The sequence below is a fragment of the Neoasaia chiangmaiensis genome (assembly GCF_002005465.1).
Lineage (GTDB): Bacteria > Pseudomonadota > Alphaproteobacteria > Acetobacterales > Acetobacteraceae > Neoasaia > Neoasaia chiangmaiensis.
In genome coordinates this window covers 3300967-3321922 of sequence record NZ_CP014691.1, presented here as the reverse complement: position 1 = coordinate 3321922, position 20956 = coordinate 3300967, and the positions used below count along the sequence as shown (strand labels likewise).

16 protein-coding genes and 3 pseudogenes are annotated in these 20956 nt (G+C 59.0%); 6 read left to right on the top strand and 13 right to left on the bottom strand.

Features of this window, described 5'->3' with window-relative positions:
* Window positions 1-23: 23 nt before the first annotated feature.
* Entirely contained in the window at window positions 24-1478 is a 1455-nt protein-coding gene (locus A0U93_RS15610) for an aldehyde dehydrogenase family protein (RefSeq protein WP_077808129.1), read from the top strand.
* A gap of 78 nt (window positions 1479-1556) precedes the next feature.
* Window positions 1557-3962, top strand: coding sequence for a TonB-dependent receptor (locus A0U93_RS15605; protein WP_077808128.1), 2406 nt, complete (start codon window positions 1557-1559; stop codon window positions 3960-3962).
* A 75-nt stretch (window positions 3963-4037) separates the two neighbouring features.
* Here A0U93_RS15605 and A0U93_RS16890 read toward each other — a convergent pair.
* Window positions 4038-4297 (bottom strand): annotated as a pseudogene (locus A0U93_RS16890) (transposase); the annotation flags it as partial.
* Here A0U93_RS16890 and A0U93_RS16885 point away from each other — a divergent pair.
* A pseudogene (locus tag A0U93_RS16885) lies at window positions 4296-4547 on the top strand (SOS response-associated peptidase); the annotation flags it as partial. The pseudogenes A0U93_RS16890 and A0U93_RS16885 sit on opposite strands and share 2 nt — an antisense overlap.
* A gap of 187 nt (window positions 4548-4734) precedes the next feature.
* On the opposite strand, the pseudogene A0U93_RS15590 reads toward A0U93_RS16885, so the two are convergent.
* From A0U93_RS15590 to A0U93_RS15545, 9 genes and pseudogenes are all read right to left on the bottom strand, one after another.
* Window positions 4735-6476 (bottom strand): annotated as a pseudogene (locus A0U93_RS15590) (relaxase/mobilization nuclease domain-containing protein).
* A gap of 228 nt (window positions 6477-6704) precedes the next feature.
* The gene (locus tag A0U93_RS15585; protein ID WP_077808127.1) at window positions 6705-7355 is read right to left on the bottom strand and encodes a lytic transglycosylase domain-containing protein; all 651 of its coding nucleotides are present in this window, start codon (window positions 7353-7355) and stop codon (window positions 6705-6707) included.
* Window positions 7352-7693, bottom strand: a complete 342-nt coding sequence (locus A0U93_RS15580; protein WP_077808126.1) for a DUF736 domain-containing protein — start codon at window positions 7691-7693, stop codon at window positions 7352-7354. Before A0U93_RS15580 ends, A0U93_RS15585 begins: the two co-directional genes overlap by 4 nt.
* Window positions 7694-7751: 58 nt before the next feature.
* A complete protein-coding gene (locus A0U93_RS15575; RefSeq protein ID WP_077808125.1) occupies window positions 7752-8381 on the bottom strand; it encodes a S26 family signal peptidase in 630 nt (209 codons plus the stop codon).
* Complete coding sequence (locus tag A0U93_RS15570; RefSeq protein ID WP_077808124.1) at window positions 8378-8569, bottom strand: hypothetical protein; 192 nt, start codon at window positions 8567-8569, stop codon at window positions 8378-8380. Before A0U93_RS15570 ends, A0U93_RS15575 begins: the two co-directional genes overlap by 4 nt.
* Window positions 8566-9681, bottom strand: coding sequence for a replication initiator protein A (locus tag A0U93_RS15565; protein WP_077808605.1), 1116 nt, complete (start codon window positions 9679-9681; stop codon window positions 8566-8568). The genes A0U93_RS15570 and A0U93_RS15565 overlap by 4 nt, the downstream gene beginning before the upstream one ends.
* Window positions 9682-9707: 26 nt before the next feature.
* Complete coding sequence (locus tag A0U93_RS15560; protein WP_077808123.1) at window positions 9708-9929, bottom strand: helix-turn-helix transcriptional regulator; 222 nt, start codon at window positions 9927-9929, stop codon at window positions 9708-9710.
* Window positions 9930-10028: 99 nt separating this feature from the next.
* Complete coding sequence (locus A0U93_RS15555) at window positions 10029-10256, bottom strand: transcriptional regulator domain-containing protein (protein ID WP_077808122.1); 228 nt, start codon at window positions 10254-10256, stop codon at window positions 10029-10031.
* A gap of 437 nt (window positions 10257-10693) precedes the next feature.
* Window positions 10694-11374, bottom strand: a complete 681-nt coding sequence (locus tag A0U93_RS15545; RefSeq protein WP_077808120.1) for a DNA methyltransferase — start codon at window positions 11372-11374, stop codon at window positions 10694-10696.
* Window positions 11375-11652: 278 nt separating this feature from the next.
* Here A0U93_RS15545 and A0U93_RS15540 point away from each other — a divergent pair, with 278 nt between their 5' ends.
* The 3 genes from A0U93_RS15540 to A0U93_RS15530 all read left to right on the top strand — a co-directional run bounded on the left by A0U93_RS15540 (window position 11653) and on the right by A0U93_RS15530 (window position 18034).
* Entirely contained in the window at window positions 11653-12027 is a 375-nt protein-coding gene (locus tag A0U93_RS15540) for an HU family DNA-binding protein (protein WP_077808119.1), read from the top strand.
* A 78-nt stretch (window positions 12028-12105) separates the two neighbouring features.
* The gene (locus A0U93_RS15535) at window positions 12106-13125 is read left to right on the top strand and encodes an LLM class flavin-dependent oxidoreductase (protein ID WP_077808118.1); all 1020 of its coding nucleotides are present in this window, start codon (window positions 12106-12108) and stop codon (window positions 13123-13125) included.
* A 547-nt stretch (window positions 13126-13672) separates the two neighbouring features.
* Window positions 13673-18034 carry an NACHT domain-containing protein gene (locus tag A0U93_RS15530; protein WP_077808117.1) on the top strand — a complete coding sequence of 1454 codons (4362 nt, stop codon included), beginning with the start codon at window positions 13673-13675 and terminating at the stop codon, window positions 18032-18034.
* Window positions 18035-18186: 152 nt separating this feature from the next.
* Here A0U93_RS15530 and A0U93_RS15525 read toward each other — a convergent pair whose 3' ends face one another.
* The 3 genes from A0U93_RS15525 to A0U93_RS15515 form a co-directional block, all read right to left on the bottom strand.
* Window positions 18187-19182 carry a hypothetical protein gene (locus A0U93_RS15525; protein WP_077808116.1) on the bottom strand — a complete coding sequence of 332 codons (996 nt, stop codon included), beginning with the start codon at window positions 19180-19182 and terminating at the stop codon, window positions 18187-18189.
* A 287-nt stretch (window positions 19183-19469) separates the two neighbouring features.
* Window positions 19470-20072, bottom strand: coding sequence for a hypothetical protein (locus A0U93_RS15520; RefSeq protein ID WP_147151231.1), 603 nt, complete (start codon window positions 20070-20072; stop codon window positions 19470-19472).
* A gap of 184 nt (window positions 20073-20256) precedes the next feature.
* Window positions 20257-20868, bottom strand: coding sequence for a hypothetical protein (locus A0U93_RS15515; protein ID WP_077808114.1), 612 nt, complete (start codon window positions 20866-20868; stop codon window positions 20257-20259).
* Window positions 20869-20956 lie beyond the last annotated feature (88 nt).

The window sequence follows — 20956 nt, the reverse complement described above, 5'->3', positions numbered from 1 at the left end:
GCATTCCTGATCGGAAGAAAACCATGAAACGAGAGCTTTTCATTGATGGCATGTGGGTCCCTCCCCTTGAGGGCGGCTACCGCAATGTCATCGACCCCGCGACAAACGAAATCACCGGCGTAACCGCCATCGCGACCATGCCCGACCTGGAAAAGGCCGTGCAGGCAGCCCACAGGGCCTTTCCGGTCTGGGCCGGGATGATGCCGGACAGCCGGGCCGTCATTCTACATCGCGCTGCCAGCCTGATCGACGAGCGCGTCGATCACATCGCAGCTCTCCTCACTCGGGAGCAGGGAAAGCCTCTGCCGGATTCCAGAAAGGAGATCCTGTTCGGGGCCGAGGTCCTTCGGTACTACGCCGAAGAAGGGCGCCGGATGGGTGGCACGCTGCGCCCCTCGATCCGCCCGGATATCCGCTGCATCGTGACAGGTGCTCCGGTTGGCGTCGTCACTGCGATTGTACCCTGGAATTATCCGGTCGATCTTTATGCGTGGAAAATCGCACCCGCACTTGCAGCCGGATGCACCATGGTCGTCAAACCACCGCCGGAAACGCCGCTGGCAATCGCAGCAGTGCTTGACTGTCTGGTGGACGCGGGTCTTCCCCCCGGTGTGCTGAACGATATTCCCGGTGACGGCCCAACCATCGGAGCGGCGCTGGCAGAACATCCCCGGATCTCGCTGATCTCCGCCACAGCCTCCGTACCAGCCGGTCAGGCCATCATGAGGGCAGCCGCAGGCAATCTGAAACGGGTCGCCTTGGAACTGGGCGGACAATGCCCCTTCATCGTTCTTGATGACGCCAATATCGAGGAGGCCGCGGCAGCGGCAGCGCGGCGCAGTTTCTCCAACATGGGCCAGATCTGCATTGCAGTGAACCGTATCTTTGTCTCGCATAAGGTCCACGACCGCTTCATGGATGCCCTGGTCAGCATTACGAGAGGCATCGCGCCCCGCCCCGGGATGGAAAGCGGTGCGGTTTACGGCCCCGCGATGAACGACAGCGTGCGTGTGCGGACGCAAAACCATGTCGATGATGCCGTGCATCTCGGCGCGCGCCTGCTGTGCGGGGGTCATAATCTGACGGGCTCGGAATACGGCAACGGCTTCTTCTACAGCCCCGCTGTTCTTGATGACGTCCCCGTGGAGGCACTGGCCATGACACAGGAAAGTTTCGGTCCCGTCGCTGCCGTTCGGTCTTTCGAAACTGATGCAGAAGCCCTGAAGTTGGCCAATATGCTGCCGTTCGGTCTGGCGGCGTATGTGTACGGACAGGATCTGGATCGTGCCTGGGCCCTGGCGGACCAGATCGAAGCCGGAGGCATTGGCATCAACGTGAACGATGTCAGTGAGCTTCAGGCACCGTTCGGTGGCTGGAAAATGAGTGGGTTCGGGCGGGAGCTGGGCGTCGAAGGCCTGGAAACCTACCGCGAAAGCCGTCACGTCCGGATGAAGGTCCGGCCGCGTACCACCTTCTAGTACAAAGTGAAGAAATTCCCTTTAACTCCTTGTATTTGTTTCGGTTGCGTAATGTTTTTCCTTCGAGGAGATCCGAAAATGCGTTCCACCATCCTGTTCTTTCTTCCCGTCTGTGCCCTCATCCCCCTGACTGCGGCGGAAGCAAAACCCCAGCAGAGCAACAAGACGTCGCATAATACGCCCCATGCCGCCAAGGCTTCACCAAGCTTTCCTCATACACGTCCCACAAAGGCGCAGGCCCTCGCCAAATCGGCACCCGAGCAGATCACCGTGACGGCAGAAAGCACGAATGCCACCAATGGCGTGACGGGTCCGGGGCTTGGAGCAGGACTTATCCGGCGCGAAACCGATGCGAGATCCGTCAGCACAGTCTCATCGGACTTCATCCAGAAACAGTCTCCCGGCACGAGTGCCGTGCAGCTCGTAAAAATGCTGCCTGGCGTCAATATCGGTGGTTCGGATCCAATAGGTCTTTCCGACCAGTCAACGATTTCAATCCGTGGCCTCGGGCAGGACGAAATCGGATATGTCATGGAAGGAATCCCCCTCAACGATAGCGGCATCTATATTCAGGACGCCTCGGAATGGGCTGATTCCGAGAACATCAAGTCAATCTCGATCGCCCAGGGTTCGGCCGGACTGACGGATCCGGTCTACACGTCCGCAGGCGGTGTCATGACCGTGGGCATCCGTGACCCTTCCAAAAAATTCGGCGTTTTCGCAGATGGCGCATACGGAACCTTTACCACGAACCGGGATTTCATCCGCTTGGATACGGGTGAAATCGCCAATAGCGGCGTTGCAGCGTTCGTGTCGTTCTCGGGCGCGTCCAGCCAGAACTCTCATGGGTCGGGCTGGAATCACCGGCGTCACGTCGATTTCAAGATAAAGAAAGAATGGGGCGACAACAGCGTATCCTTGTTCGGCTCCTATAACAGCCGCGATGTTGCGTATTACATGGAGCCGTCCCTCGCCCAGTGGAACAAACTCGGATATTCAGCGAATTACGCAGGCACATTCCAAAGCGGCCAGACAAATTACTGGAAGTCGTTCATCGGCGGCTGGAACGATGTCATGATCAGCGCGCCCTCTCATTTCAGCCTCACCAAAAATCTGACCCTGAGTGTTACGCCCTATTATTACTGGGGAAGCGGCTACTACCCGGGCGGTACGATGATCAACCAGTCCGGAAACTACATCGGGACGCAGTATCATCCGGAAAGCCTGAATCTTGCGGGCGCCGACAGTAACGGCCAGGTCAACGGACTCGCGCAGTATCTGGAGCAGGAATACACAGGCGGCGTAAACAGTACGCTGCAATACAGGATCGGTCGCCACAAACTCACGCTTGGATACTGGTATAATTACCAGACCAACGCCGTGCAGCAGCCATTCGCAACCCTGAACTCGGTTGGTGAAGCTGCAAGCCATACGGGGGGATACAGCATCCGCTATCCGAACGGGCAACTTCTTCTGGCTGGCGACAACTACACGCGCACCCAGATAAACGGCATCTACATCGGCGACAGTTTTTCACTGCTGAACAACAGGCTGACGGTCAACGCGGGCTTCAAGGAAATGATGGTCTCCCGCTCGGGCAACAACTATCTGCCCGGTCCTCAGGGGCATGTCGGACAGAACATGTCCGAACCTCTTCCGCAGTTTTCCATGAGCTACAAGCCAAACGAGTACAATCAGATCTTCATTTCCGCGAGCGGCAACTTCCGTCCTCCCGCGACGAGCAATCTGTATAACAGCTACAGCATCGCAACAGGCGCAATAACCAGCCTGTCGAACACCAAACTCAAGGACGAGTATTCCATTCAAGAGGAAATCGGATACCGGTATCAGAAGGACATCATCGCATCGATCACCTTCTTCAACTACAATTTTACAAACCGACAGATTTCAACGGTTCTGAACGAGAACGGAAGCCTCGTCAGCTCCTACATGAACGCAGGCGGCCAGACCTCCCGCGGGTTTGACGCGGAAATCGGGACACGCCCCTATTATCACGTCAGCCCCTATGCGTCCCTGGAATATCTGAATGCCAGGACCGACAACAACATCGCGTCAGGTACCGATTACCTGAAGACGGCGGGGAAGACCGCAGTCCGCAGCCCCCACTGGCAGGTGGCGGCCGGGTTCTCCTATGACGATGGGATGTTCTTTGCCAATGGCGGCATGAAGTTTGTCTCCAGCCAGTATTCAACCTTCATGAATGACGAGAAAATGCCGTCCTACGTTACGGGCGATATTGCACTTGGCGTCCGGCTCAAGAAGGTCTGGATTGCGAAGGCTCCGGAATTCCGTCTGAATTTCATCAATGTCGGAAATACAAAATACCTTTCCGGCGTAGCGTATCCGGGCCTGAATGCGAAATCTTCCCGGGGTGTGTTCGGATCCACAATCGCAGGCTCCTCTCCATCTTATTTTGTTGGTTCTGGCTTCGCGATGATGGGTTCCGTTCAAACTTCGTTCTGAATTTACAGTATATTGTTAGCTTCTCTGCTTTTCCCACATAGTCGAACAAGAGAGAAGCTAACAAATACCTGCTTAAAGGCGCCTGCGTCTTTTGTATTTCCGCCTGTCGTATTTGATCGGTATTCGGTGAGATTTTCGATCAGGAATACAGGGTTTGATCCCTTTCTCCTCCAGGATCTCCCCGAACCAGTCAGCGTCATGGCCTCGGTCTGCCAGCATCCATTCGACTGATGGAGACTGTCCAGAAGGGCCGTGGCACCGGTATAATCACTGATCTGACCTGCTGTCATGAAGAAGTCCAGTGGACATCCGTTCCGGTCGGTGACGGCATGCATCGACAATCCGACCTCGGCATGGTGGAAGCGATAGGAAGGTGTTGCGCATCGCTGCCTGTTAACGCTGACGGTGTTCTCGGAACCGGAACGTCTGCATGATGGAAAATCACTGCCTGTGTGATTTGCCTGCAGAAATGGAGAGTCGCTGGCTTTCTTTGCCGGGATTTGGTGCCGATGGACCTCGGTGCGGAAACTGGCGGACGGAGAAACGACGGATGACCTGTTCGGATTTCTGACCACCGAGGCCAATTTCAGGAACTGGTAGCTTTATTACCTCCTAAATAATATCCGTTTACGATTCAATCGCAGTCATTTCTCTCTTTGGCATCGTTCATGCATATGTCGGCTATCTGATTATTCCCTTCGAGAGTCGACAGTCTACTTTCCCCCACATAGTCGCCATGCAACGCCCCGTCATCCAGCGGCCGTTCCCGTGCCTAAATCCCGATCCCCATGTCCCGTTTCCGACCGAACGACCAGTCCACGCCACCATCGTCGCGTCCGACGCCCGAGACATGCTGCCCGCGCTGTTTCTCCAGCGACGGCGTCCAGGGCACGAGCTGGAACTGGAGCCCGTCATCAATCATGGCCATCCTCCCCGCTGCCAGCGTGAAACGCTGACGATAGGTGCCCGCAATATACTCGCCCGCAGCCGGCGGGCTGTGGTTCATGCCCGTCTCGCACTCCAGCCGCCGGGCGAGATCGTCCCGTTCCCTCTGCTGCAATGTCGCCAGCATCCCGCGCGGATAGAAAACCTTGTCACCATCCTGCCGGGCGATCCCCTGTTCGACCAGATGCGCCCGACGACGGACCAGCGCGTCCTTCACCTGGACGCCAAACCGGCATCGCCAAGAGCGATCGGATCGCGCGCAATAAGCTGACGATCCAACCACGTCGCGCCCCGCGCCGTCACCTGCTCTTCGATCGCCAGATCCGACCGTACGGCAAGTGCTACGCGTTGCCGGCCATCGCTCCTGAACGCCCGCAGTTCGACGATAGCGCCCGCATGGGCATCCGAAGCCGCGTCGAGCGTCGGCAGGCGGATATGACGCGTGTGCCCGTCCACGCCATCGACGATCGCCCAAGCACTCCCCTTCAGCTCGTCATCAAGACCGCGATCGACCAACCGGCCAACGACCGGACCGCTCGCCTGCTCTCCCGCTACGACCCAGGATGACATCGCCCGATCGATGCCTTTCTCTCTCAGGGCGCGATGGATCCGTTTGATGATGTCGTCGCGCTCGCCCATCTCGCGCAACGTCAACTCGGCCGTCTCGTCAACCCGCCATTGCCCGCCCTCGAGATCATGGGCGAGGCCCATGCGTTCCAGATAACGCAGGCGACCCGTCTTCATCACCGCAAACATATCCGGTTGACGACCTGCTTCGGGGGCGACTGTAACGTTCCCCCGGGCACCGGCATCCTGCTGCAATTGCCGGTCCAGCTGCGTCCAGCGTTCGGCCTCGACCTGACGCTCCACCGATCGTCTGATCTCGTTCTCGGTTCTGGGGCCAAGCTCCAGCGTCACGAGGTTCTGGGCGCGGGCACGCAAGCCTTCGCGAATATAGTCGCGGGACATGACCAGATCCTCTCCCTCCTGGTCCTTGCCGCGCACGATGACATGGAGGTGTGGATTGTCGGTATTCCAGTGCGACACGGCCACCCAGTCCAGCTTCGTGCCGAGATCCTGTTCGGCCTGGCTCATCAGGTCGCGCGCGAACGCCGTGAGATCCGCCATATCGGTGGCGTCTTCGGGACCGATGATGAAGCGGAAATGATGCCGGTCATTGTCACAGCGAGCCGCGAATTCCGACGCAGGAACATCATCGCGCTCCGCTCCGAACAGGCGCGCCGTGTCGCCGTCCTTCGTCACGCCCTCGCGACGGAGATAGGCGAGATGCGCGCGCAGCGACGATTTTCCGCTATGCCGCACGACGCGGGCCTTGACCACGACATGACGCGTACGGCGCGAGAGGACGCGGTTTGCGCGCACGGCGGCGCCCCGTCCCCGCCCGAAGGTCGAGGGACGATTGCCACCATTGCCCCGGCCAGGACGGCCCATGCCACCAGCACGATTGGTCGCGGCCAGCACGCTGCCGATGAAAGATTTCGCGTGCCCCGGCGCACGGGGAGTACGGATACGGCCGGGCCGGACCCGAAAATCCTCATCCCGCGCCATGGTGGCCCTGACCTTGTGCGATCACATTGAAAACAAAGGGAACACAAGGGCCGCCACCTTGGGGTGGTAAAAAGACCTTGTAAAATCCCCTGAAAAACTGCCCTCCCCGACCGCGCCACACCTTGTGGCTTTTATCTTGCTTCACCTTCAAACCACCCCCTCCCGGCCAAAAACGCCCGATTTCCGCCAATCGCCGGGAATGTTCTCCGCGCCCTGAAAGACACCTTCTCATGGCATTTCACCTCTGGAGCGAGTGACGAAGAGGGCATTGTTCGCTGGTGTCCCTATGCTTCGGAAATGCTGTGCATTGACGTCCGGCGATAAGGAAACAGCCGTCACGAACATGGCGCCGGAACGCCAGTCTGGTGCCGCCGACGTGCTGTCGATCTGTCGCGAAATTGCAGCCGATCCGGCGCCATTCAGCAATCGGGCGACAGAGGCAACGTAGGAAACCGTCTCGGCTGGCAAGGGCCGACCGGTCGCCAGATGCTCGTCGTAACGGGCAGGACCGGCATTGTAGGCGGCGAGGAATCCGGCATCGCCATAGCGGTCGTGCAGCCATCGCAGATAGGCTGCTCCAGCCGCGATATTGTCGTGCGGATCGAAGGGATCAGCGCCCAGATTGAGCGCACGCCGGACGTCCTGCCATGTGCTGGGCATAAGCTGCATCAGCCCCATCGCACCAGCGCCGGAAACCGCGTGCGGATCGCCAGCGCTTTCAGCCCGAAGGACCGCCCGCACCCACGCTGGTGGAATCGCGTTTTGCTCCGCCGCCTTCCGCACGAGATCGTCCCAATCCTGCGCGTGGACAGTGGCGAGCGAGAGCGGCAGCACGAGCATGGCCAGCATGCCGACGGACATGAAAAACCGGCGGCTCATTCCCGAGCTCCCGGACGTTTGGACGCGCGGTTCCACACTAGTTGCCATTCACGCCCGCCGCGCCCTGTCTGGAACAAGGTCGCGCGGATTGGCTGCATGAAACTGGGATCGTCCAGGACGACGGAAATGTATTCGCCGGCACGTTCGCCGGTGCGTTTCCATCCCGCGCCTAGTTCTGGTCCGGACTCTCCGTCACCGAGATGGATGCGATAATTCGGCGCATGCTCCGCGCCATTGTTTTCCGCGGGTACGAAGGTCAGTTCGGCATCCAGCGACAGGGTGCGCACACGCCCGGCAAAACCATCCGACGTGCGGGTGAAAAATCCGATCTGGCTCATGGGAAAAATCCTTTCGGAAATGGTAGAGATGATGGAAAATCCGCGTGCCTTACGATTGTCATTCGATCGGCGGTTCGCTCTGTTTCATGGGCATCATGGGTGGCGCCAGGAGCGGTCGCGCCCGGATCGGAGCGCCGGGTTCCGGAAGGGAATCGAAATGCCGCGGTGGTCGCTCCGCGTCACCGGTCCGGACATGCACGGGCACGGCGCGGCCGATCACTGTTTCCATCGGCAGGACGCCGAAATACCGCCCGTCCAGGCTGGTCGCCACGGCGGCGTTCATGACAAAGACCTGCCCCGGCCCAAGATGCTGACAGCCCTGCCAGACAGGCAGCTTGCGGCCCCGATGGTCGACGGTTTTCGCGTCACCGATAGCCTTTCCGTCAACGGTGACATGCACGCCGTTACGGCAGACGTTCTGCCCGGCGAGTGCCGCCACCGGCTTGAGTAGCGGTACGCCAAAGGGCAGGTAGCCGCGTGTCGCCAGCAGCGTCGCCTCGTGCTCAGGCAGGCGAATGGCGACAATATCGCCGACGCGCACCGGGACCGTGGGCTGGATGCGATACAGCCCGACCGGCACACTCGCCGTTTCGTTCCAGACCCAGCGTGGCGTTGGATGGATGTTGACCGTGGCCAGCGTGCCAAGTGCCGCGAGATACGTGGTGAAGAACCAGCCGCGCCGGGTCATGACACACCTCCCGCTGTCCCACGTCCGAGCGCAGCATCCAGCGCCATTTCGACGCGCAGGATGACGTGCCATATGGCTTCAGGGATGTCCGGGACGACGAGGGTGAAGAAGCCGCCACGATGCAGGACCAGCACACGCAGCAGCGCATAGGGCATCGCGATGCCCGTGGGAGGGGAGATGGGCGTCATGCCGCCCTCCCCAATGCTTTTTCCACGACCCTAGGCCGGAAGACATCACATGCCTGTTGCAGTGTTGTCGTAGCCCGACGCAGAATAGCGTAGGTATCTATAATATAGAGTCGCGCGTGCAGGCGTGCGCGCGGCGTACAAGTACTAAGAGTATATATATTAGTTATATAGGTTACGGACGATATTTCTCGTTCAAAAACAATAGCTTGAGAGCCGATTCTGAACTCACCCAACGGTATTTCCGTCACTGGACCAACGGTATCATGCGTAACTGAAGCAACGGTATGACTCACACGGTTATCCACAGAGCCGGTGGATGATACCGTTGGTGTAATCCGCAGCACTGGCAGTTTTCCGCCAGAAATGATGCGAAGCGTGTAGCCGGGAACACTCTGCCGACGGACAATCATGGCGATGCCGGCGGCGAAGCGACGCCGGGGAGACATACTGCCGGAACGGACATGAAGATCGGCCAGGCCGAAGGTCCAGCCCTCTTTCTGCCGACCGGCATGGCGGCGCGCGAGGCGGTAGAGCCAGCGTTCCAGGCCGCCATCCAGCCGGAAATAGGCAGGATCGACGCTCAGGACACGCGCGCAGTCGCACACCCCTTCCATGAACCAGGCGGGAAGCGTCAGCGCGACACCGTCCTCATGGGATATCCGCAGGTCACTGACCCACGTGAAGGCGCGCTCCTGCCAGTCCGGACCGTTGCGCAGGCTGGTCGCGACGCGCGTTCCCGACAGCCGCATCAGCGCGCCGTGAAACCTGCGATACTGGTGCGCGCCGTCAGCCCAGCCGAGATCGGCGAACAGACGCCAGGGTGTGAAACGCACATGGCGCGAGACCCAGAGACCGTGATTGAGGGCATCAACGATCTGGCCCCCCAGCCAGAGCAGGATGTCGGCATCCCGGATCGTGGCCATGCCGCATGTGCCCGACGTGACGGAAATATCCACCTGGCGTGTGCGATAGTGCAGCGGTTCGCTGTGCGATCGCCGCCCGAGCGCGAAAAACGGCTGGCCCATGAGGTCGCGCAGATCGCGGGGGCGGGCGGGACCGGAGATCACGAAACGCCGGTCGGGTTCGCGCCAGTCGCCGGGCGCGGGCATCATCGCCCCGTGGGGATTCGACTGGCCGTTCATGCCCGTTTCCTCCACGCCCGGCTTGCCGCCAGCGCGGCCTCGTAGCTGTCCTCCGAGGTGGACCGGCACGCCGCCCGGTCCACCCATGCCTGGAGGTCATCGGTCGCGTAGAGCACCCGCCCGCCGATCTTGCGGAAGACGGGACCGCTGCCACGGCAGCGGAACGTCTCCAGCGTGCGCGGGGACAGCCCGACCAGCCGGGCGGCCTCGGGCGTCATCACTAGCTTCTTCTCCGGGCGTCCGGTGTGTGTATGGCGCCGATCGTAATGGCGCTGTCGAGCAGTTCCGGCCGCCAGAAAGCCGGTTCCTGCCACCAGCTATGGGCGGGATCGAACGGGAAAGCTCAACCCCCATGGCCAGGCGAAGCCGGCCAGTTCCGCCTCTCGGGAGGCACCTGCGGGAGACAGTGCGCGCATCAACTGCTGACGGCTGGACGCATAAACCGGGTTGCAGCGCAGGAACTCCTGCGCGAGCACCACGCTCTCGGCGCGCCGCAGGTCGACCGCCGCGTCATCATCCCGCCAATCCCATGCGCCATCGATCATGCGACACGTCTCCCCTCATGCTCCGGGAATGCCCCGGATGGAACGGGACGGCATAGGTGCCGGGATCGCATCACGGAGCACGGGAGCAGGCCCACCGGGCCGTGATCCCGCGACGAAAAGCCGGCTGGATCAGCAACAGACATGACGAACGACCGGGATCTGCCGGCAGCAGTGCGGTGATGACAGCGATCTCACCCGGGACCAGCAACGACGCCACGATCGCAGGAACGTGAGGCGAAGATGTGTCAGCCATCCGGGCCGCGTAACCCGGCGACGGGGAAAGCCCTTCCCGGCAGCGTTGTGGCAACGAAACCAGGAACGTCCCCTTTCCGGCCACACTCTCCGCGAGCCGGCCCCGCCGGCCAGCGGCGCGCGGCGGCCGCCGGTCCATCGGGACCGGCGCGATGTTCCGGCCGTCCGGTGAAGAAAGGGGCGGCTTACGCCGCCGCCCTCCCCGCCCCGCGCCTAGCCAGCCGACGGGTCGCCGTGGCGGCATGGTCCGGGTCCAGTTCCATGCCCAGCCAGTCGCGCCCAAGATGCTGTGCCGCGACCAGGGATGAACCCGAACCGGCGAACGGGTCCAACACCAGACCACCCACCGGGCAAAAGGCTTCCACCAGGGGCAGGAGTGCCGCCACCGGCTTTTGCGTCGGATGCAGCTTGTTTCCCGAATAGGGCATGCCGATCACGTCCGGGACGGGCTTTGCGGGCGGCGTCACGTTACCCTTGGCCAGCAGGTAGGCGCTCTCGTGTTCATACCTGAGAAACCGGGAAGAGGATGAATAGGACTTGCGAAAGACGATATGCCCGACCATGCGGAACCCGGCCGCTTTCCAGGCATCGGCGAACAGGTCGATACGGTTCCAGCCGTAAAAGCTGACAGCGAACCCGCCCCATTTCAGGACACGGTGCATCTGGTTGAAGGCAGGCCGGAGCCAGCGCGCATTATCGTCGTTGCGGACTTTCCGGCCGTCTCTGCCCTGATAATTCACCAGATAAGGCGGATCGGTCAGGATGAAATCCACAGCATTGCGGGGGAGTGCGCGCATGAGTTGCACGCTGTCACCGTTGAGGATGGTGTTGCGGAAATCGGCCGCCGAGGTGATGTTGCCGGTCATGGTCTTTGCCCTTTGTTCCGCGAGGAACAGCCCCCGCTGTTCCTCTGCCTCGCGGCGAGCAGCGGGGGTGCAAACGGCGTGACGGCTTCGCGGGGAACCGGCTGCACGGAGCGCAGCGAAGGAAGCCGGGCGGAAGACGTTACGAAGTGCGCCGGGGGCAGTGCCCCAAGTTTTTAATGCTTTGAGCGGTTTCTTCGATGACATTCAGAATTGTCGAACAGGCTTCCCTGCTTCACTGTGCTGGACATCAAAATCAACACCGGACCATTGGACTCGCCATGAAGACATCCGACCTGATCGATCAGATTGCCCAGTCGACCGACCGCTCCAAGACCGAGGTCAGGGAGGTTCTGGACGCCCTGCTGGATGGCATTCTTGCCGCCGCGAAGAAGGGCGAGGACGTGACGCTGACCGGCTTTGGAAAATTCTCCGCCCGTCAGCTCGCCGCTCGGCAGGGCCGCAATCCGGCCACCGGCGAGAGCATCGAGATCCCGGCGTCGCGCAAACTGGCCTTCTCGGCCGGAAAGGGTGCGAAAGACGCGCTGGCGCTCCCGAAGCCCCCTGCGAAGAAAACCCCCGCGAAAGCGCCAGCAGCCAAGAAGGTGGCAGTAAAGGCAGCCCCGCCAAAGGCGGCAGGCCGCAAGCGGACCTAACGAAGCCGGGGCATCTCTTTCCAGTCGGAAAGACATGGCAAACTACAGGCCGTTGCACAGATTGGGGCGTAGGATCCGATGAAGAAGATTGGCTTTCTCTCGTTTGGACACTGGACGCCGTCGCCGCAATCGCAGGCACGTTCGGCGGCCGACGTCCTGCTGCAATCCATCGATCTCGCCGTGGCGGCCGAGGAACTGGGTGCGGACGGCGCCTATTTCCGCGTCCATCACTTCGCACGGCAGCTTGCCTCGCCCTTCCCGCTGCTCGCCGCCGTGGGGGCGAAGACCAGCCGCATCGAGATCGGCACCGGCGTGATCGACATGCGGTATGAAAACCCGTTCTACATGGTCGAGGACGCAAGCTCGGCCGATCTGATCGCTGGGGGTCGGCTGCAACTCGGCATCAGCCGTGGCTCCCCCGAGCAGGTCGTCGATGGCTGGCGGCATTTCGGCTACCAGCCAGCCGAGGGCCAGACCGACGCCGATATGGGGCGACAGCACGCCGAGGTGTTTCTCGAGCTACTCAGGGGAGAAGGCTTCGCCCGACCCAACCCAAACCCGATGTTCCCCAACCCGCATGGCCTGCTGCGACTGGAGCCATTCTCCGAAGGGCTGCGGGACCGCATCTGGTGGGGGTCAGGCTCGGATGCGACTGCCATCTGGGCAGCGAAGATGGGGATGAACCTACAAAGCTCGACGCTGAAGGACGACGAGACCGGCGAGCCGTTTCATGTCCAGCAGGCCCGGCAAATCCGCGCCTATCGCGCGGCGTGGAAGGACGCTGGGCATGCCCGCGCCCCGCGTGTCTCGGTCAGCCGCAGCATCTTCGCACTGGTGAACGATAGGGATCGTGCGTATTTCGGCGGCCGTCAGGACGCCGACCATGTCGGCATGCTCGACGAGACCACGCGCGCGATCTTCGGGCGCAGTTATGCTGCGGAGCCGGACGTGCTGATCGAGCAGCTTCGTGGGGATGAAGCGATCGCCGAGGCCGACACGCTCCTGCTGACCGTGCCGAACCAGCTTGGTGTTGCGTATAACGCCCATGTCATCGAGGCGATCCTCACGCACGTGGCGCCAGTCCTCGGCTGGCGTTGAAGGACGCCATAGACAGCTTGCTGATGTGCGGTAAATACATGGGACTTCGAAAAAGGGGGGAAGGCGGAATATCCGCTATCGGACAAGAAGGGAGGAGGACAGAAGATCGGCTTTGTGTAAGCAAGAAGCGGATATCCACATGGGCGACGTTCGCGAAGGCTTTTACCGCATCCCGGCCGTTCAAATAAGTTGTCCGCCTCTCTGAAAAGCGGCATTTACTCAGAGTTAGCCAAGCACCAATCGATTAATTCGTTGTAGGTGTTCGAATTCCAATTAGTCCGCAAACCCGCCGATTTCTCGCTGTGACCCGAAATTCCCGCCGGTCACCGCACACCACCAACAGAATAGCGAAACGCCGTTTCCACACTATTGCCCAATACTTGCGTGCCCGGGTCGACGGTGCGGCAGCTTTCAGCCATGTCGACCATTCACCACAGCCACCATGACCGTCGGGTTCAGACAGAAGCGGCCGATAGGCGACGCAGGCGGCAGGCCTCGGCATGAATTGTACTTGCGCCAGCAGAATAAGATGGGCAGTTAGAAACGAATGGCAGGCGCTCAGAAGCAGTATCAAAATTCCACTGTTCAGCGATCGTTTCGTGATCTCGGCCGGAAGGAAGTCAGCGACCCCGACAAGCTGGATGCGCTCGGGGCTATGGGGCTTGGCGGGCGTCTCACATGGGATGATTTGCTAGTATTACCTAGGGTTTTGCTGATCTCGGCCGCAGGGGCCGGCAAGACCCATGAATGCCGGGAGACGGCGAGGCGGTTGTTCGCCGATGAAAAGGCTGCGTTCTTTCTCAGCCTCGAAGCTGTTGCGACGACTGAACTATCGCTCCTGTTCGACCGAGAACAGACGATGCGCTATCGGCAGTGGTTGGCCGACGGTCACTCCGAAGCGCATTTCTTTCTCGATTCTGCCGACGAACTCCTGTTGTCTCACGGCAGCTTCCGGCTCGCGTTGCGCAAACTCACGCTCGCGATAGGTGGCCAGCTTCACCGGGCAAAGATTGTCGTCACCAGTCGGCCGATTGCGCTCGATTTTGATGCATTTGCTAGTGAAGTGCCTGTCGTCGAACCAGCACCGCCGCCGGATATTGCTAGAGATCCTGATGCAGAGTTCCGGCGTCTGATTAGCGGCGAGGTACGCAAGCAGCGGTCACAAACGAAAAAAACACCGCTCGACCATGACCCGCAAAGTGGCGTCCGTATCGTCGGGCTCACACCGTTGAGCAACGAGCAGATCAAGCAGATTGCTGAAGTCAAGAAAGTCAAGAACATAGCTGGAATACTAGCGGAGATTGACCATAAACGTGCTTGGGAGTTCGCTCGACGCCCTCAAGAACTGATCGAGATCTGTGCGTATTGGAACGAATATAAGCGTCTGGGGACCCGCTCTGAACAGATCGCCGAAGATATCCGTCACAAACTTCAGGAAACAGGGGAGCGCAAGCGCCACATCCGCCTGCCCGATGCACGAGCCCTTGATGGTGCCGAGCGGCTGGCACTCGCGCAGGTGCTGACTCGCAAGAGAACCATCCGTTTTTCAGACCTGTCGCTTGACGCACACGAGGCAGAAGCAGCGATCGACCCGTCGATCATTCTCCATGACTGGTCGGAAAGCGACCGAGCTGAATTGCTGCAGCGTCCGTTGTTCGGGTTTGCCAGTTATGGACGTGTCCGGTTTCACCACCGGTCAACTTCCGAATTTCTCGCGGCCCAACGACTTCAGCGCCTCAGCGCCGATGGCCAAATGTCAAGGGCAGCGTTGTTTCGACTCCTGTTCGGCGAATGCTATGGTCGGGATCTGGTATTCCCTTCAATGCGCCCAGTCGCGGCTTGGTTGGCGATAACAAACGACGCTGTACGTGACGAGATGGTGCGCCGAGAGCCCGAGGCCTTGATGGATGACGGCGACCCGGAGAGTTTTTCTGTAAATGCGCGCTCCCGTATCCTCGCGGCCTATGTCGAACGCTATGGAGGCGATGGCTGGCGCGGGGTGCGCATTCCCTATCCTCAGGTATTGCGTTTTGCGTCGTCCGATCTGTCGCCTACCGTCCGCAGGCTTTGGCAAGAACGAAGCACCAGCCCAGAAGTCCGCGAACTGCTGATCGATCTCATACAAGCGGCGCGCATCGAAGACTGCTGCGATATTGCAACAGAAGTGGCGAATGATCCCCAGGCGTTGCCGACCGATCGTGTGACGGCTGTTACGGCTCTTGCAGAGATGACAGCACCCGGCGAGCTGTCGAACCTGGTCGCATCACTACTGAGCGAGCCGCACTGGCCATCGCGCGTGAAGGAGGGGGTGATTGACCCACTTTTTCCTAAGCATCTTTCAGCTGAAGAGTTCGTCCGGCTTCTTGGACAGATTAACGTCGACAAACGCAATGTCGGCGGGATCGAATGGACACTGCCAAGGCTGATACCGCTTTGGACGCTTCCTGACGGGGAGGTTACGTTGCTGCGCGACTTGTTAGCGCGCCTGATCGAAGACAGCATCGAGCGCGTCGAACACTGGCCGCATTATGCGAGCAGATATCGGCACCTCACGTCGGCGCTGGCAGCGTTTTGCCTGCGTCAATTCGACAACACCCTTCGGCCTCCCGAGGGATTGGTCGAGGCCGCCGTGATCGCTGCCCGCCTGAAGGACAATGAATTTGGCGATAAAAAGCCTGCAGAAGAAGTGATCGAGTGGCTCCGCCATGCTCCTAGAAGTTGGCGAAAATTCATCTACTTAGCGGAGGGGCACTTTTGCGCTGCCCATGTGCCGGCCCGTAATGACGACGAGTTCGGAATGAACATCGTTTACGGCTCGACCGTTAATCCAATTGACTATGATGATTTCGACTGGTTGTTGGAGGTGGCGGCTGACACCGGACTTGATCAGCGCATCCGAGCCGGGGCTTTCCGCGACGCTCTATATCTGCCTCGTGTCGATGGTCAGATGGTTGAGGACAGGGTCGCAGCGCTGCGCGACGTTGCGAAAGATAATCCGGCTTGGCTCGAAAAGCTGGAGCGATGGCTCGTTCCTGCGAAGCCGGATCAGTCCTATGTGGCGCAGGAAGCAGAGTGGAAGAAGCAGACAGAGGCGCGCGAGGCGGAGGAAGCTGCGGCTGTCCAGACTTGGATCGACTGGCGGCAGGACGTCTTGCGTGATCCTAACGCCTATTTCTCAAAGGCGAGTATTTCCAAGATAGTTTGGGATTTTGCGCAGACTCTTGAAAGTGACCCCAAAGACCTATGTTGGGGTGCCCGTTGGGACAGCACATCAATCTCGGCCCATTTCAACGATGCGATCACCGAACGAGTGCGCGCTGTGTTCTGCGCCTATTGGCGCACTATCGAGGTTCCGCTGCGCAGCGAGCGCGCTGCTGATGAACGAAACACTGTTTGGAACACGTGGATCCATGCGCTCGCAGGGGTTTATGCGGAGGCGGAGCAACCGGGTTGGGCACGTGATCTCGAACGTAAGTATGCCGAGACAGCAACTCGCTTGGCACTTGTCGAGCTCAATGGCTTGCCCCCATGGATAGCGGATCTGGTCACGCATCAGCCTGAGGCCGTTGAGGCCACGCTTGGCAAGGAGCTTTTAGCCGAGCTAGATGATGCCGTTAGTTTTGAATTTCCGAGATTGCTCGGGTTTCTCTTGCAGGCTGACCAGCGTGTCCTTGAGTTCTGCGCACCGCGCGTATGGGCGTGGCTGTCGACAACCAATGCGGCGTTCGACGGTGACCAGCAGCAGGCTCGAATGAATGGGCATCTTGAGGGGGCGATTGATTACCTGCTTCGAAGTTCATTCGACCGATCCTGTCTGATCACTCTGGCGCAGAACCACTTGTCGGATGGCCTTGGCAAGCCTTTCGCGCTGCTCTGGTTGATGCTCTTGCTGAGCACTGCGCCGCAACAGGCTATTGGGTTGCTGGAACAACATATCGGAATGCTTGATCCGCCAACCCGGTATCGCCTGTGCGAAAATTTGTTCGCCATGCTCGGTGACCGACGCAGCGTCCGCTTCTGTCTCGATTTAACTGACCAGGACTTCACCCCCGCCATGCTTCTTTCACTGGTCAGGCTGGCCTATGCCGAAATCCGCCTCTCTGATGATATTGACCGGGCGGGCGGCGGAGTCTTCAGTCCGACTGCGCGCGACGAGGCGCAGGATGGCCGTGGAGCGGTGTTGAGTGCTCTGCTCGCCCACACTGGCGCTGAGGCTTGGGCCATCAAGCAGGCTATGCGCAATGACCCGTTGTTTGCCCGTTTCAAAGACAGGCTTGACCAGATTGCGCGCGAGAAAGCGGCCAGTGAAGCTGAAGGGCCCCCACTGGCCGATCGCGATCTTTCGCAGATCGAGCTTTATGGCGAAGCCCCGCAGGTGGGCTGCAACGGCATGTTCCGGCTGATGATGGATCGGCTTGCCGATTTACAGCACGATATTCGCGCGCACGAGTTTTCCGAGCGATCGATCCTGGTCGGTATCGAAAAGGAAAAGGATATGCAGGTATGGTTCGCCAAGCGCCTGCAGGAACGCGAGAATGGAGCTTATCGTGTCGATCGTGAGGCGCTCGTGGTCAATGACAAGGAAACGGACATTCGTCTCCTCTCGGTGCGCTCGAATGCGAAGGCCGTGATCGAATTGAAACTTGCCAATAATGGGTATTCCGTTGTCGATCTCGAGAAGGCTTTGGAATGCCAGCTAGTCGGGCAGTATATGCAACATGATGATTGCCGGGCGGGTTGCCTACTTGTGACCATGAACGAGCGCCGCACTTGGCGATGCCCGGATACCGGATCCGCGATTGATTTCTCGGCCCTGCTGGGGCGGCTGCACAGCTTTGCAACCAGCCTTGAGGTGCAGTTGAACCATCAGGTGAGGCTAGCAGTCGTTGGAATTGATTTAACAGGCTAATGCTCGCTTTGCCTCAACGGCTCTGCCCGCACCGACCAGATTGCGAAGTTAACCAACTGCGTAAGGATTGTCGGCTTTGAAGGCGGGAGAGGACCGAAGGGTTTTGGTCGCCAAATGTTTAGAAAAGTTGCCATTAACCTGCGCCAGGTTGGCTATGCCAGCATGATGCCAGTCTTCTCCGCACAGTAGACCCGTTCGCGTGCCTGCTCGATAATTCTCCGATTGTAGCGGGCCAACATTGGGCGATTGTTCTTTGTCACTGTCACATTAATTGTGGCCTGGGGCCGCTGCCGCCAGGCGGTTAAGGCATTCGCCACAAACGCAGGCGCAGCGCGACCTTCAACCAGGGTCGCGGCGTCGGCGAAAACGTAGTCTACGAAGGCGGTGGAGCATAGATTGAAGGACATCGCCATGTGAGCGCCGTCTGGAATGGGCTGGCAGTAGCTTCGATCTGATAGCAGGCAGACGCCTTGGTTGTAGGTCCAGACAAAGGCTGCAGCCTGCGTGTCACGCGCCTCAAAAAGCCCCTTGATCATGCCTTCGAACAGGTTCGGCTGGTCGTCCCCGATTTGCATCAACAGAACGAAGATCAGCCGGAGCCACTCAACATAGGCTTCCTGCGATACGTCGATTTGCTGGCATAGATGGGCCTGATGCGGCTTCTGTCCTTTGACGATCCGTCTATAGACGGCGAGCAGTTCCGGATCAGTAGGCTCGTATTGTCCAACACCGGAAAAGCTGTTCAACACCTTCTGGATGCAGAAAGGATTGCGGACGAAGTTCAGCAATTTCGCGGCGAACAGATCGATAAGCTCAGTTTTGATGTCCGCGCTACCCGCTGCCAGCTTCTCGAGCAGGCTTTTGGTGTGGATCGCGACATTCGCTTCGTACTTGTGGAACAGCGCCTCGAGATTCATACGCAGCGGGCCACCTCCCGGCACGTCGAAGCTGAAGAGGTCAAGCATCGATAAGGTCGATGCGATCGTACGCCCACGGGGATTCTCTAGCTCAATCCGGTAAGCCTCTCGATCCTTGATGCGAAACGAGTAAATCCGGGAATTACCGTTGGTGCTGTTTGGATTGCTCGCGTTGAGCCTCTGCTCAACCTGGGATACAAAGTGCTGATTGCGTGTTTCGTTACCGCGCATGGTCTGACGTCTATTTCACTTAAATCGGATCGTAGCACGCGGCCGCCACCGTAATGGCGGTGCCGGGATCGTGCGACAGTATGCATGATTTGCCTCAAAAGTAGTTAAGAACTTTGATACACGCCACTTTGACCAACGGTCGTGAAGGCGCAAACAGGCGGCTTTGGGGGAGAGCGGATTGGCAGCTTTCGGGCAAAGCGAGCGGCTACCAGACATTCGCAGGCGATATCTCCAGGCTAGATGATTTTTATCCTGCGCCTCAATTGGTGGTACGTGATTCATGGATTTTATGCACCGCTCTGCATTTGAGCTGCTGCCGCCTTGAATCCTTCCCACTCCCTCTCACCCCAGTGATGGACTCCACTTGCGAGCCAGTTCGGTGTCTGGTTGAGTACTGCGCCTTGGATAACGGGCGGCCACTCGCCGTGATCTAATTTCGTATTAAACGCCAGACCGTTGAGGGAGAATTGGATCACTTGCTGCTCCCATTGCACGCCTCGGGCGGGGGTCAGCATAAAGGCATCCTTAGGAAGCACGGTCTGGTGGATCGCTGACATAAAGACGTCGGGGGCTTGATACACGTTTCCGCCGAAGGTAACGCGTCGGAAAGCTCTTGCGTCAATTTCGGCCTGCGAGAGTGAGAAATTGCGGATGAATTCAATCGCATAATTTTCGTAATCATGAATCTGTGTTTCATGTTCATCACACAGGAATTGGTCAAATACACCAGATTGGCTTATTGTTTTGCCGGGCCGCTCCGTGTTTCCTATCCAAAAATTTGTCCCTTTGCCCCGTAGATCGCGCCCAAAGGCGGCGGGCAAAAGGTGGGAGCGCACCGTTTTTGTCGAACCGCAAATGACACAGGGTCTACGCATGCCGAAATGATGCATGAGCTGCAGGGCGCGGGCAAGCGGCGCCTGCTAGGTTGTTGAAACCCGTCAGAGGAGCAGAAGAACCGGTGGGAGACGGCGGAGAAGCCGAGAATGATGAAAGTAAGCTTGGCCTGGCGTCGCGCCCCGACGAAGATTTAGCGTGGTGTCGCACGTTTCAAAAACCTTGATTCATGAACGTACGTTAGATGTCATCATCTGCCGAAGCCGAATTATCGGGGTCAAATCGGACCCATTCTGGTGGCGGCCCGCTAGGGAAGGACCATTCGCGACCCGTCTTCTCCTTCAACTTTTCAAGTTGGGTATGAAGCCGACTAACCATTAATTCATCAAGAAGCGCAACGAGAGGTTTCCATTCGCGTGCGCCCCCGACATGAAAGCCCATGCTGACATTGACGTTGATGTCGAACTTTCCCTCTTCGAAACCGACTTCTAGACGCCTCGTTATCGATTCGTGTTCGTCGCTGTGGGCATAGCGTTTATTACGAAGCTCAATGATGTTGTCATGAACGGGGCGAAGCTCGGCTGGTAGCGTTTTTCGTGAAACACCACTGCCGATGCCACCTTGGACAAGACGAGCATATGTAATTACGAAGGCCAATGTAAGCATATCGTTCTCAAGCACCCACTCCGTCGTCGCTTCAAACCCGATGGAGGCGAGCCGCTGCTGAATGTAACGAAGACTAGCCATAGTGGGATATGCATGGACGATACGATTCAAGATGGTCAGATTCTCATCTGCCGCGTCTAAAATGCCCTGCCCTTCTTCTTTGATCGCATGCAGGTGTTTTTCCACTCTTTGGGCAGATACTTCATGGCCTCCTCTGGGAAGATGACGTAATCTTGCGGCTCTGCAGGTTTTTTCACGTCACTTTCCATTGGTT

What these genes read in the sequence shown, in the direction of transcription:
- A0U93_RS15580 (WP_077808126.1), bottom strand. Translation starts at nt 7,693, where the DNA reads ATGAGCCAGATCGGATTTTTCACCCGCACGTCGGATGGTTTTGCCGGG.
- A0U93_RS15555 (WP_077808122.1), bottom strand. Translation starts at nt 10,256, where the DNA reads ATGATCGATGGCGCATGGGATTGGCGGGATGATGACGCGGCGGTCGAC.
- A0U93_RS15565 (WP_077808605.1), bottom strand. Translation starts at nt 9,681, where the DNA reads ATGATGCCCGCGCCCGGCGACTGGCGCGAACCCGACCGGCGTTTCGTG.
- A0U93_RS15545 (WP_077808120.1), bottom strand. Translation starts at nt 11,374, where the DNA reads ATGACCGGCAACATCACCTCGGCGGCCGATTTCCGCAACACCATCCTC.
- A0U93_RS15530 (WP_077808117.1), top strand. Translation starts at nt 13,673, where the DNA reads ATGGCAGGCGCTCAGAAGCAGTATCAAAATTCCACTGTTCAGCGATCG.
- A0U93_RS15570 (WP_077808124.1), bottom strand. Translation starts at nt 8,569, where the DNA reads ATGACGCCCATCTCCCCTCCCACGGGCATCGCGATGCCCTATGCGCTG.
- A0U93_RS15525 (WP_077808116.1), bottom strand. Translation starts at nt 19,182, where the DNA reads ATGCGCGGTAACGAAACACGCAATCAGCACTTTGTATCCCAGGTTGAG.
- A0U93_RS15605 (WP_077808128.1), top strand. Translation starts at nt 1,557, where the DNA reads ATGCGTTCCACCATCCTGTTCTTTCTTCCCGTCTGTGCCCTCATCCCC.
- A0U93_RS15585 (WP_077808127.1), bottom strand. Translation starts at nt 7,355, where the DNA reads ATGAGCCGCCGGTTTTTCATGTCCGTCGGCATGCTGGCCATGCTCGTG.
- A0U93_RS15535 (WP_077808118.1), top strand. Translation starts at nt 12,106, where the DNA reads ATGAAGAAGATTGGCTTTCTCTCGTTTGGACACTGGACGCCGTCGCCG.
- A0U93_RS15520 (WP_147151231.1), bottom strand. Translation starts at nt 20,072, where the DNA reads ATGCATCATTTCGGCATGCGTAGACCCTGTGTCATTTGCGGTTCGACA.
- A0U93_RS15560 (WP_077808123.1), bottom strand. Translation starts at nt 9,929, where the DNA reads ATGACGCCCGAGGCCGCCCGGCTGGTCGGGCTGTCCCCGCGCACGCTG.
- A0U93_RS15540 (WP_077808119.1), top strand. Translation starts at nt 11,653, where the DNA reads ATGAAGACATCCGACCTGATCGATCAGATTGCCCAGTCGACCGACCGC.
- A0U93_RS15610 (WP_077808129.1), top strand. Translation starts at nt 24, where the DNA reads ATGAAACGAGAGCTTTTCATTGATGGCATGTGGGTCCCTCCCCTTGAG.
- A0U93_RS15575 (WP_077808125.1), bottom strand. Translation starts at nt 8,381, where the DNA reads ATGACCCGGCGCGGCTGGTTCTTCACCACGTATCTCGCGGCACTTGGC.